The sequence below is a fragment of the Dactylosporangium thailandense genome (assembly GCF_059739745.1).
On sequence record NZ_AP029195.1, the window covers coordinates 1,859,724 to 1,882,322 of the forward strand.

The window sequence follows — 22,599 nt, forward strand, 5'->3', positions numbered from 1 at the left end:
CCGGCCGCCGTCGAGGGGGCAGGGGCCGGCTCAGATGGCGTTGCGGGCGATGGCGTCGGCGTACCAGCGGCCGCTCGCCTTGATCGTGCGCTCCAGGGTCGCGTAGTCCACGCGGATCAGGCCGAAGCGGCGGCTGAAGCCGAACGCCCACTCGAAGTTGTCCAGCAGCGACCACACGAAGTACCCGCGCAGGTCCACGCCCGCCGCGATCGCCTCGTGCACGGCCGCCAGGTGGCCGCGCAGGTAGGCGATGCGCTCCGGGTCGTCGACGCCGCCGTCGGGGCCGGGGCGGTCGTCGTACGCGGCGCCGTTCTCGGTCACGTAGATCGGGAGGCCGCCGTAGTCGCGGTTGATGCGCAGCAGCAGGTCCCGCAGGCCCGTCGGGTCCACCGACCAGCCCATGTGCGTCACCGGGCCCGGCGTCGGGTGGAACCGCACGGCCTGCGCGGTCGGGTAGGGGGTGTTGTGGTCCAGCACGCCGTCGGGGGCCGCGCTCACCAGGTCCGGCTGGTAGTAGTTCACGCAGACGGCGTCGACCGGGGCCGAGATCGCCGCGAGGTCGCCCGGGTGGACGAAGTGCCAGTCGGTCAGGTCGCGGGTGTCCTCGACGGTGTCGGACGGGTACGACCCGCGCAGGATCGGGTCGAAGAAGATCCGGTTCAGCAGCCCGTCGATGCGCCGGGCGGCGTCGGCGTCGGCCGGGCTCCCGGTCAGCGGGCGCACGGCCCCGGCGTTGAGCGCGACCGAGACCTGGCCCGTCACGCCGGCCGCGCGCAGGGCCGCGACGCCCAGCCCGTGCGCCAGCAGCAGGTGGTGGGTCGCGGTCAGGGCGCCGACGTGGCCGCGGCGGCCGGGGGCGTGCCCGCCGGTGCCGTAGCCGAGGAACGCCGAGCACCACGGCTCGTTGAGCGTGTTCCACATGGCCACCCGGTCGCCGAGGCGCGCGCCGACCGCGGCCGCGTAGTCGCCGAAGCGCAGCGCGGTGTCGCGGGCCGTCCACCCGCCGCGGTCCTCGAGCTCCTGGGGCAGGTCCCAGTGGTAGAGGGTGGCGACCGGGCGCACGCCCGCGGCCAGCAGCTCGTCGACGAGCCGGTCGTAGAAGTCCAGGCCGGCTTTGTTGACAGCACCGTTGACGCCGGCGCCGCCGGCCGGGCGCACGCGGGGCCAGGCGATCGAGAACCGGTACGCCGACAGCCCGAGCTCGGCCATGAGCTTGACGTCCTCGCGGTAGCGCAGGAAGTGCCCGGTCGACGTGGCGCCCGTGTCGCCGCCGTCGATCCGGCCCGGCTGAGCCGCGAACGTGTCCCAGATCGACGGGGTGCGGCCGTCGGCGTCCACGGAGCCCTCGATCTGGTACGCCGCCGTCGCGGCGCCCCACCAGAACGTCGAGGGGAAGGTCAGCGCGTCCTGCGTGGCCTGGACTGCCGTCGTGCTCACACGTATCACCCCGTGCCTCGTAGGGAATGGTTGGAGAGCGCTCTCCAAACTGTGTGACCAGACTGCGACCCTTTGTGGGTGAGTGTCAAGGTCCGGGGGTGCTCCTCGTAGCCGCGAATAGCCGCGAACCCTTGACACGATGGAAACGGCCGGACAACACTGCGAGCAATCGGAGAGCGCTCTCCAAACCGCCGCGGCGCCCTCCACACACCCCGCAAGGAGCCCCCTCGTGCATCCGGCGCACACGTCCGCCCCCGCCTGGCGGAAACTCCTGACCTCGCGATGGCGCATCGCCCTGGTGCTCGCCGTCGTCGCCGCCGTCGCCGTCGTGGTCGCGCCGTTCGCGCGCGCCGCCGACGGCCTGATCTCGCAAGGCAAGCCCGTCACGGCCTCCTCGGAGCAGGCCGCCGATGTCGCCGCCAGCTACGTCAACGACGGCAACGCGGGCACCCGCTGGAGCAGCCAGTGGAGCGACCCGCAGTGGATCCGCATCGACCTCGGTGCGACCGCGACGATCAGCCAGGTCAAGCTGAGCTGGGAGGGCGCCTACGGCAAGGCCTTCCAGATCCAGACCTCGGCCGACGACCAGAACTGGACGAACATCTACAGCACCACCACCGGCACCGGCGGCGAGCAGACGCTCAGCGTCACCGGCACCGGACGCTACGTGCGCATGTACGGCACGGTCCGCGGCTCCGGCTACGGGTACTCGCTGTACGAGTTCCAGGTCTACGGCACCATCGGCGGCACCACGAACCCGACCGGCGGCGCCTGCAACACCGCGACCAACGTGGCGCAGGGCAAGACGGCCACGGCCTCGTCCTCGGAGGGCGCGGGCAACGGCCCGCAGTACGCCGTCGACGGCGACGCCGGCACCCGCTGGAGCAGCCAGTTCAGCGACCCGCAGTGGATCCAGATCGACCTCGGCTCGACCCAGTCGATCTGCCAGGTGGTCCTGCAGTGGGAGTCCGCCTACGGCAAGACCTTCCAGCTGCAGACCTCGGCCAACGGCACGGCCTGGACGGACATCTACTCCACCAGCACCGGCACCGGCGGCACCCAGACCATCCCGGTGAGCGGTTCCGGGCGCTACATCCGCATGTACGGCACCGCCCGCCCCGGCGGCTACGGCTACTCGCTGTGGGAGTTCAAGGTGTACGCCGGCGGCGGCACGACCACCACGTCGCCGACCCCCTCGACGTCCCCGTCGACCCCGCCGACCCAGGATCCCGGCTGGACCACGGTCTGGCAGGACACGTTCGACGGTGCGGCGAACACGTCGCCGTCGGCGGCGAACTGGCTCATGCGCACCGGCACGCAGTTTCCGGGCGGCGCCGCCAACTGGGGCACCGGTGAGGTCGAGACGGCCAGCAACAGCACGGCCAACGTGTACCTCGACGGCGCCGGCAAGCTCAACATCAAGGCGATCCGCGACGGGGCCGGCAACTGGACCTCCGGCCGCCTGGAGACCCAGCGCACCGACTTCCAGGCCGCCCCGGGCGAGCAGGTGAAGTTCACCGCGCTGGTCAAGCAGCCCGATGTGGCCAACGCCGCCGGCTACTGGCCCGGCTTCCGGGCGACCGGCGCGGCGTACCGCGGCAACTACAACAACTGGCCCGGCGTCGGCGAGACCGACATCATGACCGACGTCAACGGCCGCAGCCAGCTCTCGCAGACCCTGCACTGCGGCACGGCCCCGGACGGCGTCTGCGGCGAGTACAACGGCCGCTCCTCGGGCCTGGCCTCGTGCGTCGGCTGCCAGACCGGCTACCACGAGTACACCCAGGTCATCGACCGCACGAAGACCGACGAGGAGATCCGCTTCTACCTCGACGGCAAGCAGTCCTGGGTCGTGCGGGAGAGCCAGGTCGGCGTGACGGCGTGGAACAACGCCGTGCACCACGGGTTCTACCTGCGCTTCGACCTGTCCATCGGCGGCTCGCTGCCCAACGCGATCGCCGGCTTCACCACCCCGACGCCGAACACCACCTCCGGCGGCATCCTCTCCGTCGACTCGGTGACGGTGGCGAAGGCGACGGGCACGGTCCCGGCCGCGATGACCGACCCGGCGACGCCGGCCGGCCCGAGCGTGGTCAAGGTGACCGGCAGCCAGGGCAACTGGCAGCTGCAGGTCAACGGGCAGCCGTGGGAGGTCAAGGGCCTCACGTACGGGCCGCCGCAGGGCGCCGCCGACGGCTACGTGCGCGACCTGAAGAACATGGGCGTCAACACGATCCGCACCTGGGGCGTGGACGACGCGCAGACCCCGGAGCTGCTCAACCGGGCCGCCCAGCAGGGCCTCAAGGTCGTCGTCGGGCACTGGCTCAACCAGGGCGCCGACTACGTCAACGACACCACGTACAAGAACAACACCAAGACCGAGATCGTCAACCGGGTCAACGCGCTGAAGAACAACCCGGGCGTGCTCATGTGGGACGTCGGCAACGAGGTCATCCTCACGATGCAGGACCACGGGCTGTCCGCGGCCGACGTCGAGGCGCGGCGGGTGGCGTACGCCAAGTTCGTCGACGAGCTCGCCGTGGCCATCCACGCGGCCGACCCGAACCACCCGGTCACCTCGACCGACGCGTACACCGGCGCCTGGCCGTACTACAAGGCGAACTCGCCGCACCTGGACCTGCTGGCCGTGAACTCCTACGGGGCCATCGGCAACATCAAGCAGGACTGGATCAACGGCGGGTACACCAAGCCGTACATCGTCACCGAGGGCGGGCCGTCCGGCGAGTGGGAGGTGCCCAACGACGTCAACGGGGTGCCGAACGAGCCGACCGACCTGCAGAAGCGCGACGGCTACACGGCCAGCTGGAACGCCATCAAGTCGCACCCGGGCGTGGCCCTCGGCGTGACCGAGTTCCACTACGGCCTCGAGAACGACTTCGGCGGCGTCTGGCTCAACACGTACCCCGGCGGCTGGCGCCGGCTCGGGTACGGGGCGCTGAAGCAGGCCTACACCGGTACGCCGCTGGCCAACACCGCGCCGCAGATCACCGCGATGACGGTGTCCAACCAGACGGCCGTGCCGGCGGGCAGCCAGTTCACGGTGAACGTGGCCGCGAGCGACCCCAACGGCGACACGATCCGCTACAACCTGATGGCCAGCGACAAGTACATCACCGGCGGCACCGGCTTCCGGAACGTGAACTTCACGCAGAACGGTTCCACGTTCACGGTCACCGCGCCGGAGAAGCTGGGCGTCTGGAAGATCTACGTGTACGCCTTCGACGGCCAGGGCAACGTCGGCATCGAGACCCGCTCGTTCAAGGTGGTCGCGCCCAGCATCCCGGGCACGAACCTCGCCCTGAACAAGACGGCCACGGCCTCGAGCTACCAGCCGACCGGCACCAACGGCCCGCAGCTGCCCTCCTACGCGGTGGACGGCAACTACGGCACCCGCTGGGCCAGCGAGTGGCTCGACACCGCCTGGATCACCGTCGACCTCGGCTCCAAGCAGACCTTCAACAAGGTCTTCCTGGCCTGGGAGGACGCGTACGCGAAGGGCTACCAGATCCAGACGTCGGACGACAACGCCAACTGGACGACGATCTACTCGACCACGGCCGGCGACGGCGGGTTCGACGACGTCAACGTCAACGGCAACGCCCGGTACGTGCGGATCAACGGCCAGACCCGGGCGACGGCCTACGGCTACTCGCTGTGGGAGTTCGGGGTGTACCGCTCGTAGTCGCGTGACTGGAATGTGGTGAAAGCGCTCTCTGGGCAGATTGCCTGGAGAGCGCTTTCCGTATGGCGTGCTATAAAGGCGCGTGACCGAGAAACGGCGACCGACATTGGAAGACGTGGCCGAGGCCGCGGGCGTTTCGCGGGCCACCGTCTCGCGGGTCATCAACGGCGTGCGCAACGTCGACCCGAAGCTGCACGAGATCGTGTGGCAGGCCGTCGACGCGACCGGATACGTGCCCAACCGGGCCGCCCGCTCGCTGGTGACCCGCCGCAGCGGCACCGTCGCCCTGGTCGTCTCCGACGCCGTCTCGCACGACGACGACCCGTTCATGCGCCGCTTCTTCGCCGACCCGTTCTTCGGCCGCATCGTCGGCGGCGTGATGAGCGTCCTGCGGCCCAAGGGCATCCAGCTGGCCCTGCAGATCGTCGGCAACGAGGAGGCCCGCACCCGCCTCGTCGGCGACCTCGGCCAGGGCCAGGCCGACGGCGCCGTGGTCCTGAGCCTGCACCCGGACGACACCCTGCCCCAGCAGCTGTGCGACGCGGGCATCGCGGCCGCGCTCGTCGGGCGCCCCGCGCAGCCGGTGCCGATCTCGTACGTCGACCTCGCCAACGACGCCGGCGGCGCCCTGGCCGCCGAGCACCTCCTCGGCCGCGGCTGCACCCGGCTCGGCATGATCACCGGCCCGGCCCACGTGCCCGCCTCGCAGGACCGCCTGACCGGCTTCCGCCAGGCCCTCGCCCGCCACGGCCACGCCTGGTTCCCGACGGTCGAGGGCGGGTTCACCTACGAGTCCGGGGAGTCCTCGCTGCTGGAGCTGATGCGGCAGCACCCGACCGTGGACGGCGTCTTCGTGGCCAACGACCTCATGGCGCAGGGCGCGCTCATGGCCCTGCGCAGCCTCGACCGGCGGGTGCCCGAGGACGTGGCCGTGGTCGGCTTCGACGACAGCAGCGCCGCCCTGGACGCGCGGCCGCAGCTCACGACGGTCCGCCACCCGCTCGAGGACATGGCCGCCGAGACGACCCGGCTGGTGCTGGCCCGCATCGACGACCCCGGCCTGCGCGTCGAGTCGGTCATCTTCGACCCGAAGCTGGTGGTCCGCCGCTCGGCGTGAACAGCCATGCGGCCTGCCGGCGGCTCTTGTCGGCATAGTGGTGCTCGTGCTGTGACAGGCCGTACGCGAGATCCTCGATGAGCCCGCAGCGCGCATAGAACAGGGCGCGCTCCCGCAGCTCGCCCGGCGGGGGAGGGGCGCCCGGCCCGAGGTCGCGCAGCAGGAGCCCGTAGTCGCGGGCGGGATCGCAGATCGCGGCGTCGCTCCAGTCGATCAGCCCCGTGACCGTGCCCGTCCCCGGGTCCACGAGCACGTGCTCGGCGCCGAGGTCGTTGTGCGAGAACACCAGGCGCTCGGCGGCCGGCGGCGGGTCCTGCGCCAGGAACGCCGCGGCCTGCGGCAGTTCGAGCCCGGCGGCGAGCTCCCGCGCCTCGGCCAGCCACTCCTCCGGCGGGCCGGCGTCGCGCGGCACCAGCCCCGCGAACCGGGCCGTCGGCTGCGCGTGCAGGGCCCGCAGCGCCGCCCCGAGAGTGCCCGCGATCCCGCCGAGGTCCGCGGGCGGCCGCAGCATGAGTGGTACCCCTTGGAGCAGCGCGTACCCGAGCGCCCCTTCGGCCGCGAAGGCCGGCTCGGGCACGGCCGCGATCCCGCGCAGCACCTCGGCGACCTCGGCGAGCAGCCGCGCCTCGCGGGCCACGTCGAGCGCGTCCGGGTCGGACGGGAACCGGACGACCCAGGCCCCGTCGACGAGGTACGCGGTGTTGTCCAGCCCTTGCCCGAGCGGCTCGACCCGGCCGGCGTCGACGCCGGGCAGGTTGCGGCGCACCACGCCGCGCACGTCGTGCTCCACGGTGCAGCATGCTATCCGGCCGGAGCCCGGCCTCGCCGCCGGCGAAGCGCTGGGACAACGCTGTCCTCCGGCTCGGGCCCGGCCTGGCCGCCGGGTTCCCCGCCGCTCCCGATTCCGGCGCCCGTCCGCACGGGCCGACCCACGCGGTATTACCCGTACCCCTGGAGCATCACCCCCTGGCTCGCCGTCACCGTGGCCCTGCGAACGCCGGTCGCGCCGCGGGCCGCGTTCGCCGGGCAACTGGCGCGTTCCTGAACCCGGTCCGCGGCGTGCCCCTGCCCACGCTCGCCACGCGTTTCGCGTCGGGCCGGGTGCCCATGGACCTGCGCCCGCTCTGGGTCCACGGCGACCCGCACCCCGGGAACCTCCTGGCCGGCGCGGACGGCCGCCTGACCGCGTTCCTGGGCTTCGGCGACCCGCCAACGGACCTGGCCGCGGGTGGGCGCTGGCGATCGCGGCAGCCGTGGCCGCCGACCCGACCGGGACACTCGCTCGCGGCCACACTCTGCGCGAGGTTCGCCGGGGTGAGTCATACCCGATATGTCGGGCGCTCCGCGCCGCGACATATCGGATTTATCGCCTGTCAGGTCATATATCCGTTTCATCCGTTTCGCGGGCGTCTTCGCGCACTGCCGGTGCGCGCGTGCGGTGGCTGTAAAACCGGGCGCTGCGCACTCGGTCGGTGGCGGAGCGGCGAGCGGGAGAGCGCTCTCCCAAGATTGCGCCGGGCCGTGGTTCGAAGGGCCTTTCCGCTGTTGACAGCGGCTGGGGAAGCGGTGAGACTGGGTGCTACGGAGAGCGCTCTCCAGCGGATCGGGTGCCGGCGGAGCGTGTTGTCCGGGGCGGCCAGTGCAGCGGGTCAGCGGGCCTGACGGGGGCTGACTGGGTCGCCCGGCGGAGTGCGCACGAGCGCGGTCGTTCGGGTCGGTCATCCAGGCGGGGGCTGCCCGAGCGTCCGTGGTGTGTCCCGGGCGGGGCACCTCGGCGCGCGCCGGCGGGAGACGTCGTCCGGCCCGGTGCCGGGCGATTCGCGCCAGCCGTCGTGGCGGTGACCGGGTTGGGGTCCCCGCCACCGGGCGCGGCACCACGCCGCACCCGCGCCGACCTTGCGGTTGCGGCGTTCCACCGCGGGCTCTGGGCGCCCCGGAACGCCGCAGCCGCAGGCTCGACAGCAGTTCCACTGCAGGCTCCGGGCGCCCGGGAACGCTGCAGCCGCAGGCTCGGCACCGAGTTCCACTGCAGGCTCCGGGCGCCCGGGAACGCCGCAGCCGCAGGCTTGACACCAAGTTCCACTGCTGGCTCCGGGCCGCTGGGAGCACCGCAGCCGCAGGCTCGGCACCGAAGTCCACCGCGGGCACTGGGAACGCCGCTCGCCACCAAGGTCCACCGCGGGCGCCGGGAAGACCGCAACCGCCCGCCGCCCGCGCCCTCGACAGGGAGGTCGCCCACATCATGCGACGCCGACCGCCGCCACGGCCGACCGCGCACATCCGCCTCGCCGCCGGCCTGCTCACCGTGCTCGCGCTCGTCGCGGGCTGCGGTGCCGAGCCGGAACCGGGCGCCGCCCCGCCGCCGGCCGTCGCCGCGGCCGCCTCGGAGTTCGGGGGCACCGATCTGGCCTGGGTCGAGCTCATGATCCCGATGGACGAACAGCTGCTGCCGGTGCTGGACCTGGTCCGCACCAAGGCCGCCGATCCGGCGCTGGTGGCCCTGGCGGGGGAGCTGCGCGGGACGTACGACCGGGAGATCCCGCGCCTGCGGGCCCTCTCCGACCAGGCCGGCCTGCCCAAGGACAATCCGCACGCGGGCCACAAGATGCCGGGCCTCGTCGACGCCGACCTGCTCGCCCGGCTCCGCGCGGGCACGGGACCGGAGTTCGAGCAGCAGGCCGTCGCCACCCTCCGCGAGCACCTCGACCAGCTCCGGAACCTGGCCACCTCCGAGCTTGCCAACGGCACCAGCCCGGCCGTGAAGACCCTGGCCGAGCAGGTCGCCAAGACCCGCGGCGACGCGAGCGCGCGGCTGCCGAAGGGCTAGAAGGGTTCGAACTGCCGGAACGGGGGCTCGTACGCCTCCGCCGGCAGCCGGAACGCCTGGCAGCGATCCCCGCCGATGGCATCCGGCAGCGCCGTCCAGCCGAGGTTGCGCTCGAAGTAGGCGGCGGCGGTGCGCACCGACGGGGCCCAGTAGTCGTCGAGCACGATCAGCCCGCCGGGGCGGACGATCTTGCGCAGGAAGTAGGCGTCGACGAAGACCTCGTGGAAGCGGTGGCTGCCGTCGACGAAGGCCGCGTCGGCGACGAAGCCGTCGGTGAGCAGCCCCGGCAGGGCGATCGAGGACCAGGCCGGCACCAGGCGGGCGATCGCGTCCAGTCCCGCCTCGCACAGCAGGGACCAGCCGGCGCCGGCCCACACACTGTCCTGGAACGGGTCGACGATGACGTGCCGCGCGTCCGGCGCGCCGACGGTCAGCAGCGCCTCGCCGATCGCCAGCGCGGAGCTGGCGTAGGCGAGCCCGATCTCCACCACGGATGCCGCGCGCTCGGCGAGGAGCAGGTCGCGAAGCCGGTCGCAGTCGTCCTCGGGCAGGCTGACGGTCTCGAACTCGAGCCCGTTGCCGGCCGACCACGCCGCGCCCTCGCGGGCGAGCCGCCCGCGCACCCGCCTGACCCGCATCACGCCGTCGGTCGTCACCCCATCAGTGTCGCCGCCGCTGTCACGCGGTGCACGTGGTCGTCGGGCCCGAGCGGCGTGGTCGGCGGCAGACTCCGCCAAGCGTGGGCTGGTACACCGTGCTCACCATCGCGATCGCCCAGCGCATCCGGGCCACGGCCACCTCGGGGTGGTCGCCGAACTCGCCGGCCACGCACGCCGCGCAGCCGCGGCTGCCGAGCCGCGCGAAGGACTCCGCGACCGCCTTGCGCACCTCGACCGCCGCCGGCGACTCCGAGGACTGCACGCTGGAGACGAACAGCGCCTCGGCGCGCGCGATCGCCAACACGTCGGGCATCTCGCACCTCCCTGGAACGTTCACCCTGCTCACACCGTACGAATACGGCGCGCCGGCCCGCATCCGGGACGCAACCCCGGCTCGTCCCCGAGGTCCGGCCCTGAGCCGGCCCTGGAGATCCGCGGAACGGATTCGGCCCCGGCCGGGCGGGGAGCGCGCACGCGCGGGGCCACCTTCCAGTAGAGCACTCGACGCGACTCGATGCTCGCGAAGGCCGCATGTCCGACCGGCGGGCGTCCGATGTGGACGAAGGCGGTCAGGTGCGGTACGCGTCCACCAGGTCCAGCAGCGCCCGGACCGCCGCGCTCGGGCGGCGGGCCGACGCCGTGGCGATCGCGAAGGTCCAGCGCAGGTCGGCGTCGATCGGCACCACCCGCAGGCCCGGCTCGTCCGGCGCCGAGAAGCGCGGGATCAGGGCCACGCCCAGGCCCTCGCGCACGTACTGCCGTACGGTCGCGATGTCGGCCACCTCCAGGGCCACCCGGCGGCGCAGGCCCGCGGCGGCGAACCCGCGGTCGACCTCGGCGCGGTTGCCGTAGCCCGGCGGGGAGTCGACGAAGGGCTCCTCGGCGAGGTCGGCGAGCGTCAGGCGGGGGCGCCCGGCGAGCGGGTGGGCGGCGGGCAGTACCGCCAGGATCGGCTCGGCCGCCAGGGTGCGTATCGACAGCCCGGCCGGGGCGCGGCCCGGCAGCGACAGGAACGCCACGTCCAGCTCCCCGTCCAGCAGGCTCGCCGCGAGGCCCGCCGAGCCGGTCGGGGCGGCCCGCATGCGCAGGTCGACGGCGGGGTGCTCGGCGCGGTACCGGCCGAGCAGCCCCGGCAGGTCCACGAACCCGACGGAGATCAGGGTACCGATGCGCACCGTGCCGCGCAGGCCGCCGCGGACCTCGGCCACGGCGTCCCGGGCCGCCTGGGCGGCGTCGATGGTGGCCCGGGCGGCGGGCAGCAGCGCGGCCCCCGCGTCGGTGAGCACCACGCGCTGGGAGCTGCGCTCGAACAGCCGCGCGCCGAGCTCGCGCTCCAGGGCGCGCACGGCCGCGGAGACCCCGGACTGCACGACCCGCAGGCGCTGCGCCGCGCGCGTGAAGTTCCGCTCCTCGGCGACCGTCACGAAGTACACGAGATGCCGCAGCTCCACGGGGAGCATCATCGCATTTCGTGATGGTCGCGAGCACGAAGATTCGTTGGCGGTGCTGATCCCGGCGGGGCACGCTGGCCGGCATGACCACCGTTCTGACCCGCCCGGCCGAGCGCCGCACGGCCGAGCGCCGCGCGGCCGAGCGCCGCGCGGCCGAGCGCCGCCTCAGCCACGAGCAGGGGTTCTGGGCGATCGCGTTCGCGTTCGCGGTGTCCCTCGCGTTCTCCGTCGTCCCGACGCCGCTGTGGGCGCTGTACCAGCGGCACGACGGGTACTCCACGATCGCCGTCACGGTCGCGTTCGCCGCCTACGCGCTCGGCGTCATCGTCAGCCTCTTCCTCGCCGGCCACGTCTCGGACTGGCTGGGCCGCCGCCGCGTGCTGCTGCCCGCCGTGCTCCTCGAGGCCGTCGCCGCGACCGTGTTCCTCGCCTCGACCTCGTTCGGCGTGGTGCTCGTCGCCCGGGTGCTGTCCGGCCTCAGCATCGGCATGATCACCGCGACCGCCACCGCGCACCTGTCCGAGCTGCACGCCAAGGCCCGGCCGGGTGCCGGCCGGGCCCGCGGCGACCTCGTGGCCACCGTCGCCAACCTCGGCGGCTTCGCGTTCGGCCCGATCGTGTCCGGCCTGCTCGCGCAGTACGTGACGGCGCCGCTGCGCACGCCCTACCTGGTCTTCCTCGCGCTGCTGCTCGTCGCGGCGGCGGCCGTGGCGCTCGCGCCGGAGACGGTGGCGGTGTCGTGGCGGCGGTACCGCCCGCAGCGCGCCGGCGTGCCCGCGGCGGCCCGGCCCCGCTACTTCGCCGCCGCGGCCGGGGCGTTCGCCTCGCTGTCGGTCCTGGGCCTGTTCACGTCCCTGGCGCCCGCCTTCGTGGCCGGCACCCTGCACCATCCGTCCCGCGCCCTGGCCGGCGCCGTGGCGTCGCTGGTCTTCGGCTCCGGCGCCGTGGCCCAGGTCCTGCTCCGCCGCCGCTCGGTCCGCGACCAGCTCGCGACCGGCCTGGCCCTGATCGTCGTCGGCCTCGCCGCGGTGACCGCGGCCGTCTGGGCCGAGTCCCTGCCGGCCTTCCTGCTCGGCGGGGTCATGGCCGGCGCCGGCGCGGGCGCCCTGCTCAAGGGCGCGATCTCGACGGTGGCCGGCCTGGCCCCGGCGCCGGTGCGCGGCGAGGCCCTCGCGGGCGTGTTCCTCGGCGGCTACCTCGGCCTGGCCGTCCCGGTCCTCGGCCTGGGCATCCTGACCCAGCTCGTGAGCGCGCCGGTGGCCCTGCTGGGCTTCGCCGCGGTGATCGCCGCCCTGGCGGCGCTGGTGAGCCGCCCCCTCCTGCGCCGCTGACGGCAAGTGTGAGCGCCGTCACGCATGCTTCGATCTCCCCGTACGCCCTACCGTCCCGTTCGTGCGGAACCTCCGGCGCAACCAGGCGTTTGTGCTGCTCTGGACGGGGCAGGCCGTCTCGGCGCTCGGCTCGCAGGTCAGCTCCGTCGGCTACGTCCTGCTGGCCCTGGCGCTCACCGGCTCCGCGGCCCAGGCCGGGCTGGTGGCGGCGCTCGCCGGCATCGCGTCGCTCGCGCTGCGGCTGCCGGCGGGCGTGCTGGCCGACACCCGCAGCCGGCGGGCAATCGTCGTGGGCGCCGACGCCGGGCGGGCCGCCGCGCTACTCACCGTGCCGATCGCGGGCCTGACGAACACGCTGTCGCTGTGGCATCTCGCGACCGTGGCCGTGCTGGACGCCGCGCTCGGGGCCTGCTTCGAGCCGGCCGAGGCGGCCGCGTTGCGCCACGTCGTGCCCGTGGAGCAACTGCCGGAGGCGGCGGCCCGCAACCAGTCCCGCGGGTTCGTCGCGACGCTGCTCGGCCCGGCCCTCGGCGGGCTCCTCTTCGGCCTCGGGCGCACGCTGCCGTTCCTGGTCGACGCGGTGTCGTACGCCCTGTCCGCGCTGAGCCTCGCCCTCATCCGCGGGCCGCTGAACCCACCGGCCCGCCGGCCGGGCGGGATCGCGGGCACCGGGCGCGGGGCGGCGGTGGCCGGCGGGCTTGTGTGGGTCTGGCGGCAGCGCTTCGTCCGCGGCGCGGTGCTGTGGCTGGCCGGCGTCATGCTCGTGTTCCAGTCGATCGGCCTGGTGTCGGTCGTGCTCGCGAGGCTGCACGGTGCGGGGCCGGCCGAGATCGGGGCGCTGTTCTCGATCGCCAGCGCGGGCGGCCTGGCCGGTGCGCTCGTCGCGCCGCGGTTGACCGCCCGGTTCGGCCCGCGCAGCCTCATGGTCGCCTTCGGCTGGTGCGCGGCGCTCGTCACGCCGCTGCTGTGCGCCGCCCGGTCTCCCTACCTGATCGGGGCCGTCGGCGCCGTCGTGTTCTTCCTGGGGCCGGCCGCGCACGCGGGGATCATCGGCCACGTCCTGGTCCACGCCCCGGAACGGCTGCAGGGCCGGGTCCATGCCGCCGTCGGCCTGATCGCCGGGGCCGCCTCGCCCGCCGGGCCGCTGCTCGCGGGCGTGTTGCTGCAGTGGGCCGGACCGGTCGGGACGGTCGCGGTCTACTCCGCGTTGCTGCTCCTGCTGGCCGTGCTGATCACCGGGCCAGCTCGAGCAGCAGCGGCAGGACCAGTAGTAGATAGACCAGCGCCGCCGAGGCCGGGCCAGGACGGGGCCTAGCCGCGGGCATGCGTGAACCCCGCGAGCGCCGCCACCACCGCCGCCCGGAAGCTCGCCAGGTCGAGGCCCCGGGCGCGCAGGAACTCGCCGCCGCGGCCGGACGGCTCCGCGAGCAGGCCCAGCACCAGGTGCTCGCAGCCCACGTAGTTGTGGCCCAGACCGGCGGCCTCGGCGTGGGCCAGCTCAAGGGCCGCCACCGCCGGGCCCGACCACTGCGGCACCGCGTCCTCCTGCCCCAGGGGTGCCTCGCCGAGGGGCGGCAGCAGGCGCACGGCCAGGTTCGTGCCCTCGGCCAGCACGCCGTGCAGCAGGTCTGCGCTCGTCACGGCCGCGTCCGTGCGCTGCGACGCCAGCCGCAGGGCGGTGCGGGCCCGGGCGGTCCAGTTCGGCAGATCCACGTCGCCGGAGCGCAGCGCGGTCACCCGGCGCAGCGCCTGTTCCAGTGCGCGCTCGCACAGGACCGAGGCCGGGAGTCCGGATCGCGCCAGGGCCTCGGCGAGGTCGTCGGGGAGGGTCACGTCAATGCGCACAATCGTCATACCCCTTGTATAACCCCAGTGGGGTTAGTGATGCAAGGAATAGCGCTGAGCCATGAGAATGTTTTTAGACTGACTGGTCAGTACAACTTGGGGAGGCTGTCGTGGCGGACGTACTCGTCGCCGAGGGGCTCGGGGCGCGCACACGCCGCGGATGGGTGTTCCGCGGCGTCGACCTCACCGTCGGCGAGGACGAGCTCGTGACCCTGGACGGGGCCGCGGGCAGCGGGCGCACCTCGCTGCTGCTCGCGCTGGCCGGGTACTTCCGGACCACCGAGGGCACCGTGCGCCGGCTCGCCCGGCCCGCGCTCGGGTTCGTCGCCGGGGTCAACGAGCCCGAGCCCGGCCTCACCGTCGCCGAGCACGTCGAGGAGCGGCTGGTGCTGCTCGGCCGGGCGTCGTGGAACCTGGGGCGGCGGCGGCGCCAGGCGCTCGACCGGCTGGAGGGGGTACCGCTGGATCCCCGCGCCCTCGGGCGCGACCTCGACCGCCTCGGCGCCCACCTGCTGTGCCTGACCCTCGCCCAGGTCGGCGAGCCCGGGATCATCCTCGCCGACGATGTCGACAATGGACTGTCCGAAGTGGAGCGGAAGATGCTGCTGGAAGCGCTGCGGGACACCGGCACGGCCGTCATCGTCACGGAGCGTGCGGCATGAACCTGTTCGAGCTGCGCCGGTTCCTGCGCGCCCCGATCACCGTCGCGGCGCTGGTCGTGCTGGCCCTCATTCCGCTGCTGTACGGCGCGCTGTACCTCTGGGCCTTCTGGGACCCGTACGGCAACATGCGCCACATCCCGGTCGCCATCGTCAACGCCGACCGGCCGGCCCGCGCCTCCGACGGCAGCACCCTGAACGCCGGCCGGGACCTCGCCGACGAGCTGCGGCACCGCGACGTCTTCGGCTGGCAGACCGCGACCGCCGAGCAGGCCCGCCAGGGCCTCGAGGACGGCCGCTACCAGCTCGTCTTCACCATCCCCGCGGACTTCTCGGCCTCGCTCGTCACCCCGCCGGACCCGGCGCGCGACGCCACCCGCGGGCAGCTCACCGTGGTCAACGACGACGCCACCAACTACCTGTCCGGGCAGCTGTCGCGCAGCGTCTTCACCGAGGTGCGGGCCAGCGCCTCGAGCACGGCCGCGCGCGGCTACTTCGACCGGATGCTCATCGGCTTCACCGACCTCAAGAGCCAGACGCAGCGGGCCGCGGCCGGCGCCTCCCAGCTGGCCGGCGGGGCCGCCGACGCGAAGAGCGGCGCCGGGGACCTCGGCAACGGCATCGACCGGGCGCACGCCGGGGCCGGTCAGCTCGACGACGGGCTGGCCCGGGCCACGGCCGGGTCGAAGGAGCTCTACGACGGCCTCGTCGCCCTGGACGCGGGCGCCGCCCAGCTCGCCGACGGCACCGCCCAGGCCGCGGCCGGCGGGCGGCTGCTCGCCGGGAAGGTCGACGCCGCCGCCGACGCCGTGGGTCCGGTCCTGCGCGACAACGCCGAGCTCATCGCGAACGCGGCCACGGCCATCGCCGACGGGGCCGACCTGATCGTGGCGCACCTCGACGCCCTGCCCGGCCTCGCGAAGACCGCCGCGACCAAGGCCGACCTGGAGCGGCTGGGGCAGCGGTACCCGCAGGTCACGGGCAGCACCGACTACCAGAACGCGCTGCGGGCCGCCGACGCCGCCGCGACGGCCGCCCAGCAGCTGCAGACCCGGCTCGGCACCGGCGACCTCGACCAGCTGCGCACCCAGATGACCGCGGTCGCGAAGACGGCCCGCCAGGTCGCCCAGGCCGCCCCGCACCTCGCCGACGACGTCGCCGCGGCCAGGGCACAGGTCGACCGGCTCGCCGACGGCCTCGACGCCCTCGCCGGCGGCGCCGAGCGGCTGCACACCGGCACCGGCCAGGCGGTCACCGGGGCCAAGGACCTCAACGGCGGGCTCTTCCGGCTCTCCACCGGCGCCCGCCAGCTCGACAGCGGCCTCGGCACCCTCTCCGACGGCGGGCACCGGCTCGCGGCCGGCCTCACGGACCTCGGCAACGGGGCGACCCGCCTGGCCGACGGGCTCGCCGACGGCGCCGGGAAGATTCCCGGCTACGACCCCGACACCCGCGCCCAGCGGGCCGGCGTGCTCGGCGACCCGGTCGCGCTCGACCGCGAGACCGAGCACCCGGCGGGCACCTACGGGGCCGGCTTCGCGCCGTACTTCCTCGGCCTCGCCCTCTGGGTCGGCGCCATGATCAGCTACATGGTGCTGCGCCCGCTGACCCGCCGGCACCTCGTCTCCGGCGCGAAGCCCTGGCGCGCGGCCCTGGCCGGCTGGCTGCCCGCGCTGCTCATCGGCGTGGTGCAGGCGACCGCGCTGTTCCTCGTGGTCCGCTTCGCGCTCGGCCTGCACCCGGCGCACCCGCTGGGCATGTACGCCTTCCTGGCCCTGACCGCCGTCGCGTTCACCGCGCTCATCCAGTGGTTCGGCGCCCGGCTCGGCCCCGCGGGGCGGCTCGTCGCCCTGGCGGTGCTCATGCTCCAGCTGACCTCGTCCGGCGGCACCTACCCGATCGAGACCACGCCCGGCTTCCTGCAGGCGGTGCACCCGTTCCTGCCGATGACCTACGTGGTGTCGGGGCTGCGGCACCTGGTCAACGGCGGCCCGGGCGGTACGGTGGTCACCGGAGCGCTCGTCCTGGCCGGATTCGCGGCCGCCGCGTTCGCCCTCACCACGCTCGCCGCGTGGCGCGGGCGCCGGCTCACCCCGTCGAAGCTCCACCCGGACCTGGTGATGTAGGGAGTCCCGAGCCGTGCCCGACGGTCGCACCCGCCGCCGCGACGACACCAAGCAGCGCCTCTACGACGCCGCGATGGAGCTGATCGCCGAGCACGGCTTCTCGGCCACGACGGTCGACGACATCGCGGTCGCGGCCGGGGTCGCCAAGGGGACCGTGTACTACAACTTCCCCTCGAAGAACGCGCTCTTCGAGGCCCTGCTGCGCCACGGGGTCGGGCTGCTCACCGCCGACTTCCGCGCCGCCGTGGCGGCCGCGGCGACCCCGCCGGAGCAGGCGGTCGCGCTGATCCGGGCGGAGCTGGCGTACATCCAGCGGCACCGCTCGTTCGCGCAGCTGCTGCTGTCGGAGATGTGGCGCACCAACCGCGAGTGGCACCAGACCCTGCACCTGCTGCGCGACGAGGCCGTGGACGTCATCGCCGACGTGCTGCGCCGCGGCGCCGACGAGGGCTGGTTCGACGCGGGCCTGGACGTGCGCATGGCCGCGGCGGCCCTGTTCGGCGTGTGCCTGGTGGTCGCCGTGGACTGGCTGGTCTTCGAGCCCGACCGCACCCTGGAGTCGGTGCAGGACTCCCTGGTCGCGGTCATCCGGGCCCGCGTCGGCATCTAGGAGGCCTCGCGGGCCGCCCGCTCGATCCGGTCGTGGAAGGCCCGGAACTCCTCGGCGTTGGCGAACGCGAGGTTGTCCTTGCCCGGCTGCCACCCGGCCGCGCCGTCGATGCTCTCGCGCAGGATGTCGGCGTGGCCGCAGTGCCGGTCCGTCTCGGCGATCATGTGGATCAGGACCCGGTGCAGCGTCACGTCCGCGGTCTCCGGCTTCCACCACGGCACCCGGCCGGGCGCGTCGAGGTCGAGCGCCTCGATGGTGGCGTCGGAGTGGGCCCAGACCCGCCGGTAGAGCCCGGTGACGTCCTCCCGGGACTCCTGCGGCGTGACCCACATGTCGGCGTTGACGTCGGCGTCGTCGTCCATCCACGGCAGCGGCTCGGGGAACGGCCGGCCGAACGTCTCGCCGAAGTACCCGGACTCGACCGAGGCCACGTGCTTGACCAGCCCGAGCAGATTCGTGCCCGTGGGCACGAGCGGACGGCGGATGTCGTACTCGCTCAGGCCCTCGAGCTTCCACAGCAGACTGTCGCGGCCCCGCTGGAGGTAGTGCCGCAGGTCGTCCTTGCTCATAGCCGGAACCGGGCCACGAGGTCGTCCATGACCTTGTCCAGGCGCTCGTCGACGACCTGGCGGGCCGGGTCCTCGTCGAACCAGGCGGCGATCTCGCGCGCGCCCTGGTGGAACGGGATGGTGGCCACGTAGTCCGGGACGAGCGCGCGGACCTTGCTGTTGTCGAAGACCATCGAGTGGGCCTTGTCGCCGAGCAGGCCGGCGCCCCAGTCGGGGTCGGCGGCGGCGATCGCGTCCGACGGCACGTGCACGATCTTCGCGGTGGTGCCCAGCGCCGCGGCGAGCTGCTCGGCGATCTGGTTCCAGGTCAGGTAGTCGTCGCTGGTGATCTGGAAGGTGTCGCCGATCGCGCGCGGGTGGCCCAGCAGCGGCACGAAGGCGCGGGCGAAGTCCTCGTGGTGCGTCAGGGTCCACAGCGAGGTGCCGTCGCCGTGCACGACGATCTCCTTGCCCGCGCGCATCCGGGCCGGCACCGTCCAGCCGCCGTCGAACGGCACGAGCGTGCGGTCATACGTGTGCGAGGGGCGCACGATGGTCGCCGGGAAGCCCTTCTCGCGGTACACCTGCACGAGCAGGTCCTCGCAGGCGATCTTGTCGCGACTGTACTGCCAGAAGGGGTTGCGCAGCGGCGAGGACTCCACGACCGGCAGGCGCGCCGGCGGGGTCTGGTAGGCCGAGGCCGAGCTGATGAAGACGTACTGCCCGGTGCGGCCCCGGAACAGCTCGATGTCCGCGCGCACGTCCTCGGGCGTGAAGGCGACCCAGTCGACGACGGCGTCGAAGGAGTGCCCGGCCAGCGCCTCCCGCACCGCGGCGGGGTCGTGCACGTCGGCCCGCAGCAGCGTCGCCGCCTCGGGCAGGGGCCGCTGCCGCGACTCGCCGCGGTTGAGCACGAACAGGTCGATGCCGCGCTCGACGGCCAGGCGCGAGCACGCGGAGCTGATGATCCCGCTGCCGCCGATGAACAGAACCTTCACAGGCGCAACCCTAGAGGAAGTTCAGCTTTCCACCCACCCGTGACTGCGGGCCAGCGCCGCGAGGTGCTGGCGCACCTGCGCGATCTGCGCGCCCGTCAGCGACGGCACGTGCTGGATGAGCAGCTCGGTCACCTCGGCCGTGAACTCGCGGCCGGAGAGCACGTCGCACAGCCCGTCGTCCTCGCCCGGCTCACCGCCCGAGCGTTCACCGGAGCGTTCACCGGCGCGCGGGTGATCGGTCAGCGGCGTGAACGGCGCCGTGGCGGCGGCCGTGGTGCGGGCGTGCTCGCGGCGCGACGGCGGCGGGGTGTCGAGGATGCGCACGGAGGCGACCTTCAGCCCCCGCTCGCCCTCCTCGACCTCGTATTCGACCCGCATCCCGGGATGCACCAGGTGCCGCTGGTCGCCGAAGTCGTTGGCGTGCACGAACACGTCCTCGCCACCCGCGTTCGGCGCGATGAAGCCGTAACCCCGGACTTCGTCGAACCGCAGAATCCTGCCCGTCTCCACCGCGAACCACCGCCCACCCACAAGACGTCCGGCCTACAGCATAGGACCGTGCAGCCGCTTCTTCTGCACCTTGCCCATCGCGTTGCGCGGCAGCGCCTCGAGGAAGTGCACCACCCGTGGGCGCTTGTGCACGTTGAGGTGCGCGGCCACGAAGTCGGCCAGCTCGCGCTCGGTGACGGCGCTCGGCCACCCGGCGGGCACGACGAACGCGGTGACGGTCTCGCCGAGGTCCTCGTCGGGCACGCCCACGACGGCCGCCTCGCGCACCGCGGGGTGGGCCAGCAGCGCGTCCTCGACCTCGCCGGCGCCGATGCGGTAGCCGCCGCTCTTGATCAGGTCGGTGGAGGCGCGCCCGACGATGCGGTGCCAGCCGTCGGGCGCGATGCGGGCGAGGTCGCCGGTGCGGAACCAGCCGTCGGGGGTGCGGGCGGACTCGGCGGGCTGCCCGCGGTACCGCCGCAGCAGCATCGGCCCGTCGACCCACAGCTCGCCGATGGTCTCCCCGTCGCGGGCGGCGTCGGTGCCGTCCTCGGCGACGAGCCGGGTGCGCACGCCGGCCACGGGCACCCCGACCTGTCCCGGGCGGCGCTCGCCGTCGGCGCGGCTGGAGATCGTGATGAGCGTTTCGGTCATGCCGTAGCGCTCGACCGGGCGGTGACCGGTGAGCGCGAACAGGCGCTCGAAGACCGGGGCGGGCAGCGGGGCGCTGCCGGAGACCAGCAGCCGGGCCGGGCGCAGGGCGCGGGCGGCCGCGGGCTCCTGGCAGACGCGGGACCAGACGGTGGGCACGCCGAAGTAGAGGGTGCCGCGGGCGGCGGCGTAGGCGGCCGGGTGCGGGCGGCCCGTGTGCGTCAGGGGCGAGCCGTGCCGCAGCGCGCCGAGCACGCCGAGGATGAGGCCGTGCACGTGGAACAGCGGCAGGCCGTGCACGAGCCGGTCCTCGGGCGTCCAGGCCCAGGCCTCGGCGAGGGCGTCCAGCCCGGCCTCGACGGCGCCGTGGGTGAGCTCGACGCCCTTGGGGTTGCCGGTCGTACCGCTGGTGTACATCACGAGCGCGACCGCCCCCGCGTCCGGGTCCGGGAACCCGGCGGCCGACTCCCGGGACACGTCGACCGGCACCGCGCCGGGGTGGCGGTCCGGGCGGTTGCCGAGCGTCACGGCCGCCCCGGAGTCGCGCAGGATGTGCTCCCGCTCGGCCGGTCCGGCGTCGGCGGGCACCGGCACCACGGCCGCGCCCGCCATCAGGGCGCCGGTGACGGCGACGACGGTCTCCAGGGTCGCGGTGGCGTCGACCGCGACGGTGGCGGCCCCGTGCACGTCGCCGGCGACCGCGGCGGCGGCGTTGCGTAACCGTTCGGCGGACAGTCCGCGACCGTTCACACTGACAGCGGGTTGATGGTCGGTACCGTGGGCGTGCAGACCCTTGAGCAGGCGCATGGGCCCCATCGTCACACGAGCGCAGAGCGTGGAAACGGCCGGATCACGATCCGACCGCCCGTCTTGACACCCCTCTTTGTGAGCGTTAACACTGTGGCGGCAACGCCCCAGCAATACTTTCGAAATCGCGTCGGTGGCAGCGTTCACACCCTTAACGCCCCGCCTCCCGACCGCTGCACGCTGCCCTGAGGGGGAGAAGTGAAGTTTGCCCGCATCGCCGCTTCGGCGATTGGCCTCGCGGTCGCATTCAGCGTGGCCGCCTGTGGTTCGTCCGAGAAGACGGCCGACAAGAACGCCAACGCTCCCGCGGACGCCGCCGGCGCCCTGGTCGGCGTCACGATGCCGACCAAGTCGTCGGAGCGTTGGATCGCCGACGGCAACAACGTCAAGAGCGCGCTGGAGAAGCTCGGCTACAAGGTCGACCTGCAGTACGCCGAGAACGACATCCCGACGCAGGTCAACCAGATCGAGAACCAGATCACCAAGGGCGCCAAGCTGCTGATCATCGCCTCGATCGACGGCACCGCCATCACCACCCAGCTGCAGGAGGCGGCCGACAAGAAGATCCCGGTCATCGCCTACGACCGGCTGATCCGCAACTCGCCGAACGTCGACTACTACGCCACCTTCGACAACTACAAGGTCGGCGTGCAGCAGGCGACCTCGCTGCTGGTGGGCCTCGGCCTGAAGAAGGAGGACGGCTCCGACGGCACCGCCCAGGGCCCGTTCAACATCGAGCTGTTCGCCGGGTCACCGGACGACAACAACGCGACCTTCTTCTTCAACGGCGCGATGGACACGCTCAAGCCCTACATCGACAAGGGCACCCTCGTGGTGAAGAGCGGCGAGAAGGACTTCAAGACCGTCGCGATCCTGCGCTGGGACCCGGCCACGGCCCAGAAGCGCATGGAGGACCTGATCACCAAGGCCTACGGCGGCGGCGCGAAGGTGCAGGGCATCCTCTCGCCGTACGACGGCCTGTCGATCGGCATCCTGTCGGCGCTCAAGAGCGCCGGCTACGGCACCGGCGGCCAGGCGTACCCGATCGTCACCGGCCAGGACGCCGAGGTCGCCTCGGTCAAGTCGATCATCGCGGGCGAGCAGTACGCGACGATCTACAAGGACACCCGCAAGCTCGCCGACGTGACCGTCAAGATGGGCGACGCGGTGCTCAAGGGCGGCAAGCCCGAGGTGAACAACACCAAGGACTACGACAACGGCAAGAAGGTCGTGCCCTCCTACCTGCTCGACCCGGTCGTGGTCTACAAGTCCAACTACAAGACCGTGCTCGTGGACGGCGGCTACTACACCGAGAGCCAGCTCAAGTAGTGTGCGGCTCCG

The 22,599-nt window shown here is 73.4% G+C and carries 20 protein-coding genes; 10 read left to right on the plus strand and 10 right to left on the minus strand.

Going from position 1 to position 22,599, the window contains the following annotated elements:
• Positions 1-30: 30 nt before the first annotated feature.
• Positions 31-1,437: a GH1 family beta-glucosidase gene (locus AC6JBM_RS08110; protein ID WP_497982972.1), complete on the minus strand. Its 1,407-nt coding sequence runs from the start codon at positions 1,435-1,437 to the stop codon at positions 31-33.
• Between the two features lie 229 nt (positions 1,438-1,666).
• Between AC6JBM_RS08110 and AC6JBM_RS08115 the strand changes: the two genes are divergently transcribed.
• Both AC6JBM_RS08115 and AC6JBM_RS08120 read left to right on the plus strand, forming a co-directional pair.
• The gene (locus AC6JBM_RS08115) at positions 1,667-5,140 is read left to right on the plus strand and encodes a galactose-binding domain-containing protein (protein ID WP_497982973.1); all 3,474 of its coding nucleotides are present in this window, start codon (positions 1,667-1,669) and stop codon (positions 5,138-5,140) included.
• Positions 5,141-5,255: 115 nt separating this feature from the next.
• A complete protein-coding gene (locus tag AC6JBM_RS08120) occupies positions 5,256-6,257 on the plus strand; it encodes a LacI family DNA-binding transcriptional regulator (RefSeq protein WP_497982974.1) in 1,002 nt (333 codons plus the stop codon).
• Here AC6JBM_RS08120 and AC6JBM_RS08125 read toward each other — a convergent pair.
• Complete coding sequence (locus AC6JBM_RS08125; RefSeq protein ID WP_497982975.1) at positions 6,217-7,047, minus strand: phosphotransferase family protein; 831 nt, start codon at positions 7,045-7,047, stop codon at positions 6,217-6,219. The genes AC6JBM_RS08120 and AC6JBM_RS08125 overlap by 41 nt on opposite strands.
• 8 nt (positions 7,048-7,055) lie before the next feature.
• Between AC6JBM_RS08125 and AC6JBM_RS08130 the strand changes: the two genes are divergently transcribed.
• Together AC6JBM_RS08130 and AC6JBM_RS08135 are read left to right on the plus strand one after the other, a co-directional pair.
• Positions 7,056-7,919: a phosphotransferase gene (locus tag AC6JBM_RS08130; protein ID WP_497982976.1), complete on the plus strand. Its 864-nt coding sequence runs from the start codon at positions 7,056-7,058 to the stop codon at positions 7,917-7,919.
• Positions 7,920-8,499: 580 nt separating this feature from the next.
• Positions 8,500-9,084 carry a DUF305 domain-containing protein gene (locus tag AC6JBM_RS08135; RefSeq protein ID WP_497982977.1) on the plus strand — a complete coding sequence of 195 codons (585 nt, stop codon included), beginning with the start codon at positions 8,500-8,502 and terminating at the stop codon, positions 9,082-9,084.
• Here AC6JBM_RS08135 and AC6JBM_RS08140 read toward each other — a convergent pair.
• The 3 genes from AC6JBM_RS08140 to AC6JBM_RS08150 all read right to left on the minus strand — a co-directional run bounded on the left by AC6JBM_RS08140 (position 9,081) and on the right by AC6JBM_RS08150 (position 11,194).
• Entirely contained in the window at positions 9,081-9,740 is a 660-nt protein-coding gene (locus tag AC6JBM_RS08140) for a class I SAM-dependent methyltransferase (protein WP_497982978.1), read from the minus strand. The genes AC6JBM_RS08135 and AC6JBM_RS08140 overlap by 4 nt on opposite strands.
• Positions 9,741-9,762: 22 nt before the next feature.
• A complete protein-coding gene (locus tag AC6JBM_RS08145; protein WP_497982979.1) occupies positions 9,763-10,056 on the minus strand; it encodes a hypothetical protein in 294 nt (97 codons plus the stop codon).
• 256 nt (positions 10,057-10,312) lie between these two features.
• Positions 10,313-11,194 (minus strand): LysR family transcriptional regulator, encoded by an 882-nt coding sequence (locus AC6JBM_RS08150; protein WP_497982980.1) that lies wholly within the window; start codon positions 11,192-11,194, stop codon positions 10,313-10,315.
• A gap of 83 nt (positions 11,195-11,277) precedes the next feature.
• Between AC6JBM_RS08150 and AC6JBM_RS08155 the strand changes: the two genes are divergently transcribed.
• Positions 11,278-12,525, plus strand: a complete 1,248-nt coding sequence (locus tag AC6JBM_RS08155) for an MFS transporter (RefSeq protein WP_497982981.1) — start codon at positions 11,278-11,280, stop codon at positions 12,523-12,525.
• A gap of 61 nt (positions 12,526-12,586) precedes the next feature.
• Entirely contained in the window at positions 12,587-13,840 is a 1,254-nt protein-coding gene (locus AC6JBM_RS08160) for an MFS transporter (protein ID WP_497982982.1), read from the plus strand.
• Here AC6JBM_RS08160 and AC6JBM_RS08165 read toward each other — a convergent pair.
• Positions 13,837-14,379, minus strand: coding sequence for a Clp protease N-terminal domain-containing protein (locus tag AC6JBM_RS08165; protein WP_497982983.1), 543 nt, complete (start codon positions 14,377-14,379; stop codon positions 13,837-13,839). The genes AC6JBM_RS08160 and AC6JBM_RS08165 overlap by 4 nt on opposite strands.
• Before the next feature lie 101 nt (positions 14,380-14,480).
• On the opposite strand from AC6JBM_RS08165, the gene AC6JBM_RS08170 reads away from it, so the two are divergent.
• From AC6JBM_RS08170 to AC6JBM_RS08180, 3 genes are read left to right on the plus strand one after another with little or no spacing between them, the layout of a single operon-like run.
• Positions 14,481-15,032 carry an ATP-binding cassette domain-containing protein gene (locus AC6JBM_RS08170; protein ID WP_497982984.1) on the plus strand — a complete coding sequence of 184 codons (552 nt, stop codon included), beginning with the start codon at positions 14,481-14,483 and terminating at the stop codon, positions 15,030-15,032.
• On the plus strand, positions 15,029-17,155 hold the full coding sequence (locus AC6JBM_RS08175) for a YhgE/Pip family protein (protein WP_497982985.1): 2,127 nt from the start codon (positions 15,029-15,031) through the stop codon (positions 17,153-17,155). The genes AC6JBM_RS08170 and AC6JBM_RS08175 overlap by 4 nt, the downstream gene beginning before the upstream one ends.
• A 13-nt stretch (positions 17,156-17,168) precedes the next feature.
• Complete coding sequence (locus AC6JBM_RS08180; RefSeq protein ID WP_497982986.1) at positions 17,169-17,765, plus strand: TetR/AcrR family transcriptional regulator; 597 nt, start codon at positions 17,169-17,171, stop codon at positions 17,763-17,765.
• On the opposite strand, the gene AC6JBM_RS08185 is transcribed toward AC6JBM_RS08180, so the two are convergent.
• Genes AC6JBM_RS08185 through AC6JBM_RS08200 form a run of 4 tightly spaced genes read right to left on the minus strand, consistent with a single transcriptional unit; the run spans position 17,762 to position 21,258 of the window.
• The gene (locus tag AC6JBM_RS08185) at positions 17,762-18,334 is read right to left on the minus strand and encodes a DinB family protein (RefSeq protein ID WP_497982987.1); all 573 of its coding nucleotides are present in this window, start codon (positions 18,332-18,334) and stop codon (positions 17,762-17,764) included. The two genes, AC6JBM_RS08180 and AC6JBM_RS08185, sit on opposite strands and share 4 nt — an antisense overlap.
• Positions 18,331-19,311, minus strand: a complete 981-nt coding sequence (locus AC6JBM_RS08190) for an SDR family oxidoreductase (protein ID WP_497982988.1) — start codon at positions 19,309-19,311, stop codon at positions 18,331-18,333. Before AC6JBM_RS08190 ends, AC6JBM_RS08185 begins: the two co-directional genes overlap by 4 nt.
• Before the next feature lie 21 nt (positions 19,312-19,332).
• Positions 19,333-19,821: a cold-shock protein gene (locus tag AC6JBM_RS08195; protein WP_497982989.1), complete on the minus strand. Its 489-nt coding sequence runs from the start codon at positions 19,819-19,821 to the stop codon at positions 19,333-19,335.
• A gap of 33 nt (positions 19,822-19,854) precedes the next feature.
• Positions 19,855-21,258 carry an acyl-CoA synthetase gene (locus AC6JBM_RS08200; protein WP_497982990.1) on the minus strand — a complete coding sequence of 468 codons (1,404 nt, stop codon included), beginning with the start codon at positions 21,256-21,258 and terminating at the stop codon, positions 19,855-19,857.
• 198 nt (positions 21,259-21,456) lie between these two features.
• Here AC6JBM_RS08200 and chvE point away from each other — a divergent pair, with 198 nt between their 5' ends.
• Entirely contained in the window at positions 21,457-22,587 is a 1,131-nt protein-coding gene (gene chvE / locus AC6JBM_RS08205) for a multiple monosaccharide ABC transporter substrate-binding protein (protein ID WP_350610789.1), read from the plus strand.
• Positions 22,588-22,599 lie beyond the last annotated feature (12 nt).

Coding starts and splice junctions, on each gene's coding strand:
- AC6JBM_RS08155 (WP_497982981.1), top strand. CDS start 11,278: ATGACCACCGTTCTGACCCGCCCGGCCGAGCGCCGCACGGCCGAGCGC.
- AC6JBM_RS08200 (WP_497982990.1), bottom strand. CDS start 21,258: ATGCGCCTGCTCAAGGGTCTGCACGCCCACGGTACCGACCATCAACCC.
- AC6JBM_RS08135 (WP_497982977.1), top strand. CDS start 8,500: ATGCGACGCCGACCGCCGCCACGGCCGACCGCGCACATCCGCCTCGCC.
- AC6JBM_RS08175 (WP_497982985.1), top strand. CDS start 15,029: ATGAACCTGTTCGAGCTGCGCCGGTTCCTGCGCGCCCCGATCACCGTC.
- AC6JBM_RS08145 (WP_497982979.1), bottom strand. CDS start 10,056: ATGCCCGACGTGTTGGCGATCGCGCGCGCCGAGGCGCTGTTCGTCTCC.
- AC6JBM_RS08185 (WP_497982987.1), bottom strand. CDS start 18,334: ATGAGCAAGGACGACCTGCGGCACTACCTCCAGCGGGGCCGCGACAGT.
- AC6JBM_RS08130 (WP_497982976.1), top strand. CDS start 7,056: ATGCTATCCGGCCGGAGCCCGGCCTCGCCGCCGGCGAAGCGCTGGGAC.
- AC6JBM_RS08165 (WP_497982983.1), bottom strand. CDS start 14,379: ATGACGATTGTGCGCATTGACGTGACCCTCCCCGACGACCTCGCCGAG.